Below are 15,137 nucleotides of genomic sequence, written 5' to 3' on the forward strand. Positions count from 1 at the left end.
TGAGGAGCTTTCTCCCCCTCACCCTAGCCCTCTCCCCGGGGGGAGAGGGAAGAGGCGCTGTTATTTGTTCAGCAGTGCCAGAACTTCTTCAACGCTGGTGGTTTTGGCCAGACGCTCGATAACGGACTCATCGTCTAGGGCGTTGGTCAGGCTGGTGATCACCTGGATATGCTCGTTGTTGCGAGCGGCGATACCAATCACCAGACGGGCGATGTCATCTTCTTCTTCACCGAAGCGTACGCCATCAGGATACTGACAGAACACCACACCGGTTTTCAGCACGCGGTCTTTCGCCTCAACGGTACCGTGTGGAACCGCGATGGATTCACCGAGATAGGTCGGGGTCAGTTTTTCGCGTTCCAGCATCGCATCGACATATTCAGGCTGAACGTAACCGCCTTTTACCAGCTGTTCACCGGCAAAGCGAATCGCTTCTTCTTTAGTAGCCGCGGTACGGCCGAGGAAGATGTTCTCCGCACCCAGTTTAAACAGGTGGGCATTACTCTCGTCAAAGCTATCCTGCAGGCTGGTGCGCACTTTCACTTCGTTATCTTCATGACGCTGCGCGGCAACCAGACGTTCGGTCAGGCTGGTGTACAGGCCGCTGTCGAGGAAGTTAGTCAGCGAAATGTGCTGTGCCTGCGGTACCTGACGCATGGCGCGTTCAGTCAGATCGCGGTGGGTGATCACCAGGTCAACGTCCGGCGGCAGACTGTTAATTGCGCTGTTGGTCACGGAGATGTTGGTCAGGCCCGCATCCTGTACTTTCTTACGCAGCACGCCGGCACCCATTGCACTGGAGCCCATACCGGCATCACAAGCAACGATGATTTTACGCACGTGGCTCAGGTCGTTAGAGACATCGCCAGCCGCCAGCGGGGTCGCGCCTTTGGATTCCGCTTTCATGTCGTGCATACGGCGGGTTGCCGCTTCGATATCGTCATCTTCTTTCACTTTGCTGGTTTTCAGCAGGATAGAAGAAACCACGAAGGAGACCGCCATGGCCGCACAGATAGCCGCGATGTTAGCGAAGTAGGCACCTTTCGGGGTCATGGCCAGCACGGCCAGGATAGAGCCTGGAGAAGCAGGAGAGACCAGACCGCCGCCCAGCACGCTCAGGGTGAACACGCCGGTCATACCGCCGAGGATAACGGCCAGGATCAGACGTGGGTTCATCAGCACGTACGGGAAGTAAATTTCGTGGATACCGCCCAGGAAGTGGATGATAGCCGCACCGCCAGCAGACTGCTTAGCGCTGCCGCGACCAAAGAACATGTATGCCAGCAGAACGCCCATACCCGGACCTGGGTTTGCTTCAATCAGGAAGAAGATGGACTTACCGAGATCGTGAGACTGCTGAATACCCAGCGGCGAGAAGATACCGTGGTTGATGGCGTTATTAAGGAACAGGATTTTCGCCGGTTCAACGAAGATAGACGCCAGCGGCAGCATGTCGTGCGCCACCATAAAGTTAACGCCTGCCGCCAGAATTTTGGACAGCACTTCAACCGCAGGGCCAATGCCGAGGAACGCCAGAATCGCGAGGATCATACCGATGATGCCCGCAGAGAAGTTGTTCACCAGCATTTCGAAGCCGGATTTGATCTTACCATCTACCCAGACGTCGAATTTCTTAATCGCCCAGCCGCCCAGAGGACCGGCAATCATGGCACCGAGGAACATCGGCATATCAGCACCGACGATAACACCCATTGTGGTGATGGCACCCACAACGCCACCACGGTCACCGCCTACCAGACGACCACCGGTGAAACCGATCAGCAGCGGCAGGAGGTAAGTAATCATAGGGCCAACAAGTTTCGCCAGCGTTTCGTTAGGCAACCACCCTGTCGGAATGAACAATGCGGTGATAATACCCCACGCGATAAACGCGCCGATATTTGGCATCACCATGTTGCTGAGGAAACGACCAAAGCTTTGGACTTTGATCTTGAAATCGGATGACATAAAACACCCCTTCTTATGTTTACGCTTAGGCTTGCGGCCCGAGGTTTATCGTTAATGTGCGGCGGCAGAGGTAGCCGGGCCCTGTTCTGATGCTGTGAAATCTGGCACTGAATCGTTCAACTGTCCAGACAGTGAAAATTTGTGTGATATGTGTCACGTAAATGTAGGGGGTGTGGCATTCAATGACGTGATCTGAATCACAAAATTAGTGGGTAAAAAAAATACGATGGCGAAAAACAAAGCAAAAACTACGTGTTTCTGTGATTGTGATCTCATTTTTGTTTTGTGGGTTTGTTTCTGGATTGTGACTGAATTCACAAAATATTTTTATGCAGATTTCTCTGGCTGTGATCGGCGGCAAACTCTGCTTTGCGAATTGGCGTCAGGATAGTCTTGAGTGACACGTAAAGCTAAAAAACCACTTTTCATGTGTGGTATGGCGAAAAGTTAAAAGGTGGATTACGCTCATAATGTAAGGTTAAGTATATTATTATTCAGGTTATATTTTGACACGTTTATAAACTTGCATGGAGATATTATAAAAACCGATACTCCCCGGCTCTGAAATAACCAGTGTGCCTTTTAAATTTAAAAATAAATTAATTAGGCTGCGTGCTGTTTTATTCGTTTAATGAGTTGACGTTGTTTAAGTGAGGAAAATATGTTTCTCAACTATTTTGCGTTGGGCGTATTGATTTTTGTATTTCTGGTGCTTTTTTACGGGATTATCGCTATTCATGATATCCCTTATAATATGGCTAAAAAACGTAATCATCCCCATGCCGATGCGATTCATACGGCAGGCTGGATTAGCCTGTTCACCCTCCATGCCATCTGGCCGTTTCTGTGGATTTGGGCCACGCTCTACCGTGAAGATCGCGGTTGGGGCATGCAGAACCACATTACAAAGCCAGATGAGGTCCCGGGCATGGATGCGCTGTCCAAACGCGTGGCCGAATTAGAACAAAAGCTGGCGGCGGTACAGCCCACTGCTGATCAGAACACGCTGGAGCGCTAATCATGGATCTGTTGATTATTTTGACCTATGTGGCATTTGCCTGGGCGATCTTTAAAATATTCCGCATTCCGGTAAATCAGTGGACGCTCGCCACCGCAACATTGGGCGGGGTATTTATTGTTGCCGGACTGATTCTGTTAATGAACTATAACCATCCGTATACCTTTACGGCGCAAAAAGCGGTTATTTCCATTCCGATTACACCGCAGGTGACGGGCGTGGTCACCGAAGTGACTGATAAAAACAACCAGCTCATTAAAAAAGGCGAAGTATTATTTAAACTTGATCCGGGCCGCTACCAGGCGCGGGTCGACAGACTCAAGGCCGATCTGGTCACCGCAACCCATAATATCGATAGCCTGAAAGCGCAGCTTGCAGAAGCCGTCGCTAATACCACGCGCGTCTCGGCAGAGCGTGACCGCCTGTATAAAGATTATCAGCGTTACCTGAAAGGCAGCCGGGCGAAGGTGAACCCGTTTTCTGAAAGCGATATCGACAACGCGCGGCAGAACTATCTGGCGCAGGATGCGCTGGTGAAAGGTTCTGTGGCTGAACAGACGCAGATTCAAAGTCAGTTAGACAGCATGGTGAACGGTGAACAGTCGCAGATTGCCTCATTACGCGCCCAGCTTGCCGAAGCGAAATACAATCTCGATCAGACCGTGGTGCGCGCGCCGAGCAACGGCTATATCACCCAGGTGCTGATCCGTCCGGGGACCTATGCCGCCGCGTTACCTCTGCGTCCGGTCATGGTCTTTATTCCGGAACAGAAACGTCAGATTGTGGCGCAGTTCCGCCAGAACTCGCTGCTGCGTCTTAAGCCGGGTGATGAAGCAGAAGTGGTGTTTAATGCGCTGCCGGGCCAGGTATTTACCGGGAAACTCACCAGCGTCCTGCCGGTGGTGCCGGGAGGGTCGTACCAGGCGCAGGGGGCGTTGCAGGCATTGACCGTCACACCGGGCACGGATGGCGTACAGGCGCTGATTGAACTGGAGCCTAACGCCGACGTCGATGCGCTACCAGACGGTATCTATGCCCAGGTGGCGGTCTATTCAGACCATTTCGCTCACGTCTCGGTAATGCGTAAAGTGTTGCTGCGCATGACCAGCTGGATGCACTACCTCTACCTCGATCATTAATCCCGCCAGGGCAGGAATGCGACATCCATACCTGCCCTTTTTTCATCCCGTGATCCATACTGACCTTTTTCCGGCATCAAGGATCAGGCAATGAAACTCATCGGTAGCTACACCAGTCCCTTCGTGCGAAAAATCTCGATTCTCCTGCTGGAGAAAGGGATGACATTCGAATTCGTCAATGAACAGCCCTACAACGCTGAAAACGGCGTCGCGCAGTACAACCCGCTGGGAAAAGTTCCGGCGCTGGTGACGGACGAGGGTGAATACTGGTTCGATTCCCCGATTATTGCGGAGTATATCGAGCTGCTGGGCGTGGCCCCGGCCATGCTGCCGGCTGACCCAAAAGCGGCGCTGGCGGTGAAGCAGATTGAAGCCCTGGCCGATGGCATTATGGATGCGGCGCTGACTTCCGTGCGTGAGCAGGCAAGGCCCGCCGCACAGCAGTCAGAAAACGAACTGCTGCGCCAGCGGGAAAAAATCAACCGCAGTCTGGATATGTGCGAACAGCTCATCCGGGAGGGAAAAATTCACACCGACAGCCTGAACCTGGCCACCATCGCCATTGCCTGCGCCATCGGGTATCTCAATTTCCGCCGCGTGTCCCCCGGCTGGTGCGTTGACCGACCGTTGCTGGTGAAGCTGGCTGAAACGCTCTTTAGCCGCGAGAGCTTTGCCCGTACCGAACCGCCAAAGGCTTGACGCGGGTTATAACACTTCGCTGCAGGAGGCGGTACAATCTCTCCACATGTTAACTCCCTCTCCCGTCGGGAGGGGGGAAGATATTTACTCGCCAGGCGCTTTCATGACTACTCATCATTCGCTCTACAGCCAGATCCCCGCTACCGATCGTCTTCTTCGCGAACCTCGCATTCATGCTGTTGTGGAGCGTTTCGGCCATACCGCGACGGTTGAGATGTTACGCCTGCTTCAGGACGAAGCCCGATGCGCCATTCAGGCAGAAAATAGCTTGCCCGACTGGTGTAGCGCGTGGGAGCTGGAAGTGGAACATCGGCTGGACAAGAACGCGCAAAGCGCATTACGCCCGGTGATCAACCTTACCGGTACCGTGCTGCACACCAACCTGGGCCGCGCGCAGCAGGCGGAAGAGGCCGTGGCTGCGGTCGGGCAGGCCATGCGAACGCCGGTGACGCTGGAGTACGATCTGGACGGCGCAGGACGCGGGCATCGCGATCGTGCCCTGGCGGATCTGCTGTGCCAGCTGACCGGTGCAGAAGATGCCTGCATTGTGAATAACAACGCCGCAGCGGTGCTGCTAATGCTGGCGGCCACCGCCAGTGGCAAAGAGGTGGTGGTATCCCGCGGCGAGCTGGTGGAAATTGGCGGGGCGTTTCGCATTCCGGACGTGATGCGCCAGGCGGGCTGCACGCTGCATGAGGTCGGTACCACCAACCGTACCCATGCGAAAGATTATCGCGCAGCGGTGAATGAAAACACCGCCCTGCTGATGAAGGTTCACACCAGCAATTATCAGATTGAAGGCTTCACCAAAACGGTTGATGAGGCCGAGCTGGCGGAAATTGGGCGCGAACTGAATATCCCGGTGATTGCCGATCTCGGCAGCGGTTCGCTGGTGGACCTGAGCCAGTACGGCTTGCCAAAAGAACCGATGCCGCAAGAGATGATTGCGGCGGGCGTCAGCCTGGTGAGTTTTTCCGGCGACAAACTGCTGGGCGGGCCGCAGGCCGGGATTATCGTCGGCAAACGCGAGCTGATTGCCCGGCTGCAGCAGCATCCGCTCAAGCGCGCCCTGCGAGCCGATAAAATGACCCTTGCCGCGCTGGATGCGACGCTTCGGCTCTATCTCCATCCGGAGAAGCTGGCCGACCGCCTGCCTGTGCTGCGTCTCTTAACCCGTGATGCCGCCTCGATTCGTGCGCAGGCCGAGTTATTGCTGCCGCGCATCGCCCCGCACTACCCTGATTTTGACGTTCGGATTGAGCCCTGCCAGTCGCAGATTGGCAGCGGTTCGCTGCCGGTGGACAGGCTGCCGAGCGAAGCGCTCACGTTTACCCCGCGTGACGGGCGCGGCAGCCACCTGGAGGCCCTGTCGTTACGCTGGCGCGCCATGCCTGTGCCGGTTATCGGGCGGATTTACGATGGACGAATGTGGCTGGATCTGCGCTGCCTTGATGATGAAGAGCGATTTCTGGAGATGTTGATGAAATGATTATTGCCACCGCCGGTCATGTCGACCACGGAAAAACTACGTTGCTGCAGGCGATTACTGGCATAAACGCCGATCGTCTGCCGGAAGAGAAAAAGCGCGGCATGACTATCGACCTGGGCTATGCCTACTGGCCCCAGCCAGACGGCCGCGTGCTGGGTTTTATTGATGTACCAGGGCACGAGAAGTTTCTGTCTAACATGCTGGCGGGGGTGGGGGGTATCGATCATGCCCTGCTGGTCGTGGCCTGCGATGACGGCGTGATGGCGCAAACCCGCGAGCATCTGGCAATCCTCCAGCTGACCGGCAACCCGCAGCTGACCGTAGCGCTGACGAAAGCTGACCGCGTGGATGACGCGCGCGTCGGCGAGGTGCGCGAAGGGGTGCAGGCCACCTTACGGGAGTATGGCTTTGCCGATGCGCCGATTTTTGTCACCGTGGCCACCGAAGGCCGCGGCATCGACGAACTTCGTCACCATTTGCAGCAACTGACGTCACGTGACCACGCAAGTCATCATCGCTTCCGTCTGGCGATTGATCGGGCATTTACCGTAAAAGGGGCGGGCCTGGTGGTCACCGGTTCCGCGTTGAGCGGTGAAGTGAAGGTGGGCGATAGCCTGTGGCTGACGGGCATTAACAAACCGATGCGCGTGCGCGGCTTACATGCACAGAACCAGCCCGCAGAGCAGGCGCATGCCGGGCAGCGGATCGCGCTGAATATTGCCGGAGATGCGGAAAAAGAGCAGCTTAACCGCGGCGACTGGCTGCTGGCCGATGCTCCGCCAGAGCCGTCTGAACGCGTGATTGTCTCTCTGCAGACGAATGTGCCGCTGACTCAGTGGCAGCCGCTGCATATTCACCACGCGGCCAGCCATATCACCGGACGCGTGTCGCTGCTGGAAAACGATCTTGCTGAACTGGTTTTCGATTCACCGCTCTGGCTTGCAGACAACGACCGTCTGGTTCTGCGGGATATCTCCGCGCGGGAAACGCTGGCCGGGGCACGGGTGGTGGCGCTTAACTCGCCGCGACGCGGCAAGCGTAAACCGGAATATCTGCAATGGCTGGCCGCGCTGGCACAGGCCCCTGATGATAACGCCGCGCTGCGGGTGCATCTCGATCGCGGTGCGGTGAACCTGGGTGATTTTGCCTGGGCACGCCAGCTGAGCAGGGAAGGATTAGACCCGCTGACCCGGCAGCCGGGCTTTATTCAGGCCGGTAATAGCCTGTTGAATGCCCCGGTTGCCGCACGCTGGCAGCGCAAAATACTCACCACTCTCGCGACGTATCATGAACAGCATCAGGATGAGCCTGGTCCGGGGCGTGAGCGTCTGCGCCGCATGGCGCTGCCGATGGAAGACGATGCGCTGGTGCTGCTGCTGATTGAAAACATGCGCGAAAGCGGGGTGATTAAAAGCCACCACGGCTGGCTGCACCTGCCGGATCACAAAGCCGGATTCACCGCAGAGCAGGAGGTTATCTGGCAGAAAGTGGCTTCGCTGTTTGGTGATGAGCCGTGGTGGGTTCGCGATCTGGCGCGCGAAACGAACACCGACGAGCAGGCGATGCGTCAGGTATTACGCCACGCGGCGCAGCAGGGGCTGATAGTTGCGATCGTGAAAGATCGTTATTACCGTAACGATCGCATTGTGGCGTTTGCTAACCTGATCCGCGAGCTGGATCAGGCGCGCGGCTCTACCTGTGCAGCCGATTTTCGCGATCGGCTGAACGTAGGGCGCAAGCTGGCGATTCAGATCCTGGAATATTTCAATCGTATTGGGTTTACGCGTCGCCGCGGTAACGACCATGTTCTGCGAGATTCGTTATTATTTCCTGAAACTCCGTGACCCCCGTCGTAAACACCGTTACCGGTTGGCGAGAAAATCGCCAGCCGGGACTACCCTTGTTGTACACCAACAGCAAGGAGACGGTCATGACAAACAATCCTCCCTCTTCGCGTATCCAGCCTGGCGAGTATGGTTTTCCCCTCAAGCTAAAGCCTCGTTATGACAACTTTATTGGCGGCGACTGGGTGGCCCCCGTCGACGGCGAATACTATTCCAACCTGACCCCCGTTACCGGCCAGCCGCTGTGTGAAATAGCCAGCTCCGGCAAGCGCGATATCGATCTGGCGCTGGATGCGGCGCACAACGCGAAAGACAAATGGGGGCATACCTCCGTTCAGGATCGGGCAGCCATTCTGTTCAAAATCGCTGACCGGATGGAGCAGAATCTGGAACTGCTGGCGACGGCAGAAACCTGGGATAACGGCAAGCCGATCCGGGAAACGATGGCGGCAGACGTGCCGCTGGCCATTGACCACTTCCGCTATTTTGCCTCCTGTATTCGCGCTCAGGAGGGCGGAATCAGCGAGGTCGACAGCGACACCGTGGCGTATCACTTCCACGAACCGCTGGGCGTGGTAGGGCAAATTATTCCGTGGAACTTCCCGCTGCTGATGGCGAGCTGGAAAATGGCGCCCGCGCTGGCAGCAGGCAACTGCATTGTGCTCAAACCGGCGCGTCTGACCCCGCTTTCGGTTCTGCTGCTGATGGAAATCGTTGGCGATCTCCTGCCGCCGGGCGTGATTAACGTGGTGAACGGTGCGGGTGGCGAGATAGGGGAGTATCTGGCTACGTCTAAACGTATCGCCAAAGTGGCATTTACCGGGTCGACGGAAGTGGGCCAGCAGATCATGCAGTACGCCACCCAGAACATCATTCCGGTGACGCTTGAGCTCGGGGGAAAATCCCCGAACATCTTCTTTGCAGACGTGATGGAAGAAGAGGATGCCTTCTTTGATAAAGCCCTGGAAGGGTTTGCGCTGTTTGCGTTTAACCAGGGTGAAGTCTGTACCTGCCCGAGTCGCGCGCTGGTGCAGGAGTCTATCTATGAACGCTTCATGGAGCGCGCCATTCGCCGCGTCGAATCTATCCGCAGCGGGAACCCGCTCGATAACGTTACGCAGATGGGGGCGCAGGTCTCACATGGACAGCTGGAGACCATCCTCAACTACATTGATATCGGCAAGAAAGAGGGCGCAGATATCCTGACCGGCGGCCGCCGTAAGGTACTTGGTGGCGATCTGCAGGACGGGTATTACCTTGAGCCGACGATCCTGTTTGGCAAGAACAACATGCGCGTCTTCCAGGAGGAGATTTTCGGACCGGTGCTGGCGGTGACCACCTTCAAAACGATGGAGGAGGCACTGGAGATTGCCAACGACACGCCGTATGGCCTGGGGGCAGGCGTCTGGAGCCGCAACGGTAATCTGGCCTATAAAATGGGCCGGGGCATTCAGGCCGGGCGCGTCTGGACCAACTGCTATCACGCCTATCCGGCACACGCCGCATTTGGGGGTTATAAGCAATCCGGCATCGGGCGTGAAACCCACAAGATGATGCTGGAGCATTACCAGCAGACGAAATGTTTGCTGGTCAGCTACTCCGATAAACCGCTGGGCCTGTTCTAGTCGCCCTGCTCAGGCCGTCCCTGGGCGGCCTGAGCAATTTGCTGGCGCAGGCAATTGAGGACGCCATCAAGGACGTACTGCACACGCCAGGGCTGGTATTCACGTTTGCGGAATATCGCGGTCAGATCGAGCCACCACTCTTCCTGATGCGGGAAGCAGGGAACCAGCATGCCTTGCGCTAATTCTTTTTTCAGGCTCTCTTTAGGTGCGAATACGATCCCAAGGTTATTTCTTGCCAGCTCCAGCGCCGTCTGCGTATTGTCACAAATATAATTTCCGGTCACCCTGTAATCTTGCACGTTATCACTACCATGGGTACGAAAACGCCAGATATTTGCATCGTCGACCAGCATGGAATCGATCAGAATACATGAGTGATTAATTAAATCGTCAGGTCCGGCTAACGGATGATTATTTAAATATTCCTGAGTGGCGAATGCCGTAACGGAATATTTTGTTAATACGCTGGCGACCAGATTTCCATCTTTTGGTTGTGCATAGGTAATTAAAATATCGCAGTCATCCGGGAAGGAAACGCCTTCTGAAAATTCATTGCGGTCCAGGTTGTACGTTTTCAGGGAGATACGAATGTCGCCGATGTCTTTTATCTGATGGATGACATGGCGCGCGAGGTAGGTGACAATTCCCGTGGGCGCGTAAAGGGTCACTTTGCCCCGCTTTTCATGCTTATAATCGGCAATGAAATTCACGAGCTGATCGTTTTTGTCCAGCGAAGCGTCAATATAGGGAAGTAACGATTCACCAAACTGAGTAAGCGCAAGCTGACGGGTCGTGCGCTCAAAAACCTTTAGTCCAACCCGCGCTTCAAAATCAGAGAGATATTTACTGACGTTAGCCTGCGCCATACCCAACAGGGCAGCAGCATCACCAATGCTGTGAGTGGCGGCGATGACGGAGATTATTTTTAATTCGCGTGGTTTTAGTTGTAATTTACTCATCATGCGCACCCATCTATATCATTATATATATAATATTATATAAACCGCAGCGTTGCATTGGCAAATTTGTAACCATTATTATTCGCCCCGCTTGTTTGGCGTTTAAATGGATTACTTTGATGACTATTAAATACAATTTACTTATCGCTGCCACGTTATTTGCAGCCACATCTGCGATGGCCGGTGACTTTTCAATAGGGGCGGGGGCTGTATTTAATGAGTCGCCTTATAAGGGATATAACGAAAATACCACTGCGGTGCCGTTAATCAGTTACGAAAGCGATCGTTTCTATGTGCGCCAGACCACGGGCGGCTGGATCCTGTGGAAAGACGCAAAAAATGAACTCAGCCTGACCGCATCGTGGATGCCGCTGCATTTTGATCCCGATGACAATGACGACCATCAGATGAAACAGCTTGATGAGCGTAAGGCGTCCGCTTTCCTCGGTGGCGCGTACTATCACCACGAAAGCTGGGGTTCTTTGAAAGTGGCGGTCTCTGGCGATGCCACGGATGAAAGCGGCGGCATGATTGGAGAAGTCTCCTACTTTCGACCCATCAGGATGGAACGTCTGACCCTGACGCCATCTGTGGGTGTTTTTTATACCGACGAAAGCTATAACGACTACTACTACGGCGTATCCGGCAACGAGTCTCGCCGCTCAGGTCTGAAGCAATACACCGCCGGTGACAGCTGGACGCCATACGTTGGCCTGGCGGCTAAATATCAGTTAACTCAGAAGCTGTACCTTAACGCCAGCGCGGTCTACACCGTGTTGCCTGATGACGTGAAGAACAGCCCGATGATCGACCGCGACGACAGCTTCGTGCTGATGACCGGGCTGACCTGGCGCTTCTGATACGTTAAAGCCGGTTTACTCCCTCTCCCCGTGGGTGTGTACAGTCCGGGGGGAGGGCAACAGACCGCAAATATTCAGCCTTCATCCACCCATATCCGCATCTCCCCTTCTCCCCGGTTTGCCCAACTGAACCAGGGAATAAAGGTCAGCGTCTGGGGCTGACGCTGTACCGGCGAGCGATCGTACTGCCACAGCGCATCCGTATCCTTCACGTGATAACCGCGCCCCTCCGCCTGTATCAACATTTTGTGCGCGAAAATGCCTTTGCCTTCAAATACCCGGAACGCACTGTTTTCAGGCAAAGAGAGGTTATGCAGATTTGCGCCGTTATCAGCTTCTTCCAGACAGTAAACCAGGGGCCCGCGCTGAAGCGCGACTTTACCTGCCTGCTGGCGCACCTGCGGGTTACCGTACACGCGGCGAACCGGCATAGGGAGTGTCAGAGTCAGCGTGTCGCCCTCATGCCAGCAACGGTTGAGGTAAAGATATCCACGAACGACCTCACCAGTGACGCGTTCACCATTCAGCGAAACAGCCGGTTCGGCGCACCAGTCCGGCAGCCGCAGGGCCAGCGTGTGAGTCACCGGAACAGGCGAGGTTATTTCGATGGTCACCTGATCCTGCCACGGATAGTTACCGCTAATACGTAGCCGGAGTGTGTTTTCATCAATCTGTATGGCGACATCGTTCCCCACATACAGGTTGATCAACAGGGCATCCGGGCGAACGGTATAAATGTAATGTCCCAGTGAGGTCAGCACGCGGGCGATATTCGGCGGACAGCAGGCGCAGCCGAACCATCGCTGGCGGACGGGCTTCACGTGATCGTAGATATGGTTGAACGCCAGCGTTTTCGGATGTACCTCCAGCGGGTTCACATAGAAGAAGTGTTTTCCGTCCAGCGCCATGCCGCCGAGTACCGTGTTGTATAACGCGCGCTCCATCACGTCGGCGTAGTGGCTGTCTGCCTCCATCTCGAGCATCCGGCGGGCAAACATCATCAGGCCAATGGAGGCGCAGCTTTCCGCGTACACCGTATCGTTGGGCAGATCGTAATCGCTGCTGAATGCCTCGCCGCTACTTTGCGAGCCAATCCCGCCGGTAATGTACAGCTGGCGCTGCGCCATGTTATTCCACAGCCGCAGGCAGTCCTGGCGTTTACCTTCGTCGCCGCTCAGGCGCGCCAGATGCGCCATGCCCGCCATCAGGTAGACAAAGCGTACCGCATGGCCGATGGCCGTTTGTTGTTCAGCAAGAGGTTGATGTGCCTGGCTGTAGGCTTTGTCCTTGACCATCCACGCAGGTCCATAGGTATTCCAGTATGACGTTTTGCCACGCTTCTCGTACTCGATATCGTAGAAGTGAGGCTGGGCGCCGCGTTCCTCAATAAAGTATTTCACCAGATTGAGGTAGCGTGGTTCCTCCGTGACGTCGTACAGCCGCATCAGCGCCAGCTCGATTTCCGGGTGGCCAGGATAACCGTGCAGCTGCGTTTCGCCAGGGCCAAACACGCTGTCGATATGGTCTGCCAGCCTGCACACCACATCCAGCAGGTTGCGTTTACCGGTTCCCTGAAACCAGGCCACGCCAGCCTCAATCATATGCCCGGCGCAGTACAGCTCGTGGCATTCGGCCAGATTGGTCCAGCGCGCCTCGGGGGCCTTAACCGTAAAGTACGTATTGAGATAGCCATCTTCACACTGTGCTGCGGCAATCAGTTCAATGACCTCGTCGGCGGTTTTTTCCAGTTCAGCATCCGGTTTCTGGCATAGCGACCACGCCACGGCCTCCAGCCATTTCGCCACGTCGCTGTCCTGAAACACCATCCCGTAGAATTCACCCTCTTCCAGACCCGCGGCAATGCGGAAGTTGGTAATGGCGTGGCTGGGTTCAGCCTCTGCCACGCGATCGTTCAGCGCATCCCACTGGTAGGGGATCACCACATCACGGACCAGTCGTTGATACTGCCCGAGAAACGGGTCATTGATTTTCAGTTGGTGCAGATCGGGTTCCATTACGGACATCGTATTCTCCTCAGGAAGGGACATGACGCTGGCGCAGATCGGTGGCAATGCGCGACATTAGTGGATTGTTAAGCCTGCACCAGCGGATAGTGACCGCCAGCAGCAGATGGAAAAGGGCAGGCAGCAGTGTCTCCATGGCGGTGATGCCCTGTAACGAGGCTGGCGTCTGGTTACCCATGCCCGGCTGATAGGCTACGGTGATAAACACCAGGCTGATGATCCCGGCGCTGGATGCCCATGCGAGCTTGATGAAAAACAGGTTGAAGGCGAAGTTCATGCCCGATGAGCGCACGCCGTTTTTCCATTCACCGTAGTCATCGGCAAAAGCCATCAGCGAGAAGTGCAGTGGCAGGGTAAAACCGAGGATCACGCCGTTGCTTAAAATAATCACCAGCCAGAGCGTCTGGTGCGCCGGGCCTCCCGGCAGAAACCACATGCCCACCGCAAGCGCAGCGAGCACCAGGTTGGTGTAGTAGTAGAGTTTGACGGTATCAATACGGCGCGACAGCGGATTGACGATCACCGTACCCAGAATGGCCGCAAAAGTCACCATCGTGAAAAAGAGCGAGGTATAGGCCGTGCTGCCCTGCAGGACGTAGGTGATGAAGTACATGTATCCGCCGCCGCGAATGTTGAAAACGTTGATCAGCAGAAACGACATTACCAGCATCAGGAGCAGTTGATCGTTTTTACGCAGGCCCGCAAGGTGCTCGCGTAAGGTGAATTTACCCATCAGCGCCAGCGGGACGCGCTCGCGAACCCAGAAGAAGCAGCAGAGAAACATCACCACGGCGACAGCACACAGGACGCCGACGCCAAGCTGATAACCCTTTGCGGCATCGCCCTGACCGAGCTCCGCGACCAGCCATGGCAATCCCACAGAGACCAGAAATCCCGCCACGCCGCACAGCACAAAGCGCCATGACTGGCAGGCGATCACCTCGTTGTGTCGGGTAGTCATGGTGTTAATCAGCGCGCAGTAGGGCACGTTAATGGCGGTATAACCAACGGACAACAGCAAATAGGTACCAAACGCCCAGGCGATTTTCACCCCCATGCTGGCTTCCGGTACGGTGAACGTCAGCACGCCAATAACCCCGATGGGGAGCGCCACCCATAGCTGCCAGGGACGAAAACGTCCCCAGCGGCTCTGCGTGCGGTCAGCAATCACGCCCATCACCGGATCGGAGATGGCATCAAACACACGAAGAGCAATAAATAGCGTGCCCACGAGCGCGGGAGTGAGGCCAAAGACATCGGTATAGAAAAAGGTCAGGAAATTCATGATCAGGCAGGTAATTACCGTCCCGCCCGCATCACCCAGGCCGTAGCCAATTTTTTCGCGGACGGACAGCCGGTCATCTGCCGCCCCTTGTGTCACGTCTGATTCAGTAATCGGTGTGGAAGTCATGAAGTAACTCCTCGATGAACGAATTTATTATCGTATTTATGCAAGGTACCCATTTATTCTGCATTGAACGGCAAGGCCAACAAGGGAAGGGAAAAGTATAA

The 15,137-nt window shown here is 55.5% G+C and carries 11 protein-coding genes; 7 read left to right on the forward strand and 4 right to left on the reverse strand.

Features of this window, described 5'->3' with window-relative positions:
* Positions 1–60: 60 nt before the first annotated feature.
* On the reverse strand, positions 61–1,968 hold the full coding sequence (locus tag L383_RS04750; protein ID WP_014882018.1) for a PTS mannitol transporter subunit IICBA: 1,908 nt from the start codon (positions 1,966–1,968) through the stop codon (positions 61–63).
* Between the two features lie 661 nt (positions 1,969–2,629).
* On the opposite strand from L383_RS04750, the gene L383_RS04745 reads away from it, so the two are divergent.
* The 6 genes from L383_RS04745 to aldB all read left to right on the forward strand — a co-directional run bounded on the left by L383_RS04745 (position 2,630) and on the right by aldB (position 9,782).
* A complete protein-coding gene (locus tag L383_RS04745; RefSeq protein WP_014882019.1) occupies positions 2,630–2,986 on the forward strand; it encodes a DUF3302 domain-containing protein in 357 nt (118 codons plus the stop codon).
* A 2-nt stretch (positions 2,987–2,988) separates the two neighbouring features.
* Positions 2,989–4,125: an HlyD family secretion protein gene (locus L383_RS04740; RefSeq protein WP_014882020.1), complete on the forward strand. Its 1,137-nt coding sequence runs from the start codon at positions 2,989–2,991 to the stop codon at positions 4,123–4,125.
* Positions 4,126–4,215: 90 nt separating this feature from the next.
* Entirely contained in the window at positions 4,216–4,824 is a 609-nt protein-coding gene (locus L383_RS04735) for a glutathione S-transferase (RefSeq protein WP_014882021.1), read from the forward strand.
* A 103-nt stretch (positions 4,825–4,927) separates the two neighbouring features.
* Positions 4,928–6,313: an L-seryl-tRNA(Sec) selenium transferase gene (gene selA / locus L383_RS04730; RefSeq protein ID WP_023331738.1), complete on the forward strand. Its 1,386-nt coding sequence runs from the start codon at positions 4,928–4,930 to the stop codon at positions 6,311–6,313.
* Positions 6,310–8,157, forward strand: coding sequence for a selenocysteine-specific translation elongation factor (gene selB / locus L383_RS04725; protein WP_023331739.1), 1,848 nt, complete (start codon positions 6,310–6,312; stop codon positions 8,155–8,157). Before selA ends, selB begins: the two co-directional genes overlap by 4 nt.
* An 86-nt stretch (positions 8,158–8,243) precedes the next feature.
* Complete coding sequence (gene aldB, locus L383_RS04720) at positions 8,244–9,782, forward strand: aldehyde dehydrogenase AldB (protein WP_014882024.1); 1,539 nt, start codon at positions 8,244–8,246, stop codon at positions 9,780–9,782.
* Here the strand turns inward: aldB and L383_RS04715 are convergent.
* Positions 9,779–10,744: a LysR family transcriptional regulator gene (locus tag L383_RS04715; RefSeq protein ID WP_063161495.1), complete on the reverse strand. Its 966-nt coding sequence runs from the start codon at positions 10,742–10,744 to the stop codon at positions 9,779–9,781. The two genes, aldB and L383_RS04715, sit on opposite strands and share 4 nt — an antisense overlap.
* Before the next feature lie 116 nt (positions 10,745–10,860).
* Here L383_RS04715 and L383_RS04710 point away from each other — a divergent pair, with 116 nt between their 5' ends.
* Positions 10,861–11,601 (forward strand): MipA/OmpV family protein, encoded by a 741-nt coding sequence (locus L383_RS04710; RefSeq protein WP_014882026.1) that lies wholly within the window; start codon positions 10,861–10,863, stop codon positions 11,599–11,601.
* Between the two features lie 74 nt (positions 11,602–11,675).
* On the opposite strand, the gene L383_RS04705 is transcribed toward L383_RS04710, so the two are convergent.
* Both L383_RS04705 and L383_RS04700 read right to left on the reverse strand, forming a co-directional pair.
* Positions 11,676–13,625 carry a glycoside hydrolase family 127 protein gene (locus L383_RS04705; protein WP_023331741.1) on the reverse strand — a complete coding sequence of 650 codons (1,950 nt, stop codon included), beginning with the start codon at positions 13,623–13,625 and terminating at the stop codon, positions 11,676–11,678.
* 10 nt (positions 13,626–13,635) lie between these two features.
* Entirely contained in the window at positions 13,636–15,036 is a 1,401-nt protein-coding gene (locus L383_RS04700; protein WP_023331742.1) for an MFS transporter, read from the reverse strand.
* Positions 15,037–15,137: the final 101 nt, after the last annotated feature.

It is taken from the genome of Enterobacter sp. MGH 37 (assembly GCF_000534515.1).
Lineage (GTDB): Bacteria > Pseudomonadota > Gammaproteobacteria > Enterobacterales > Enterobacteriaceae > Enterobacter > Enterobacter kobei.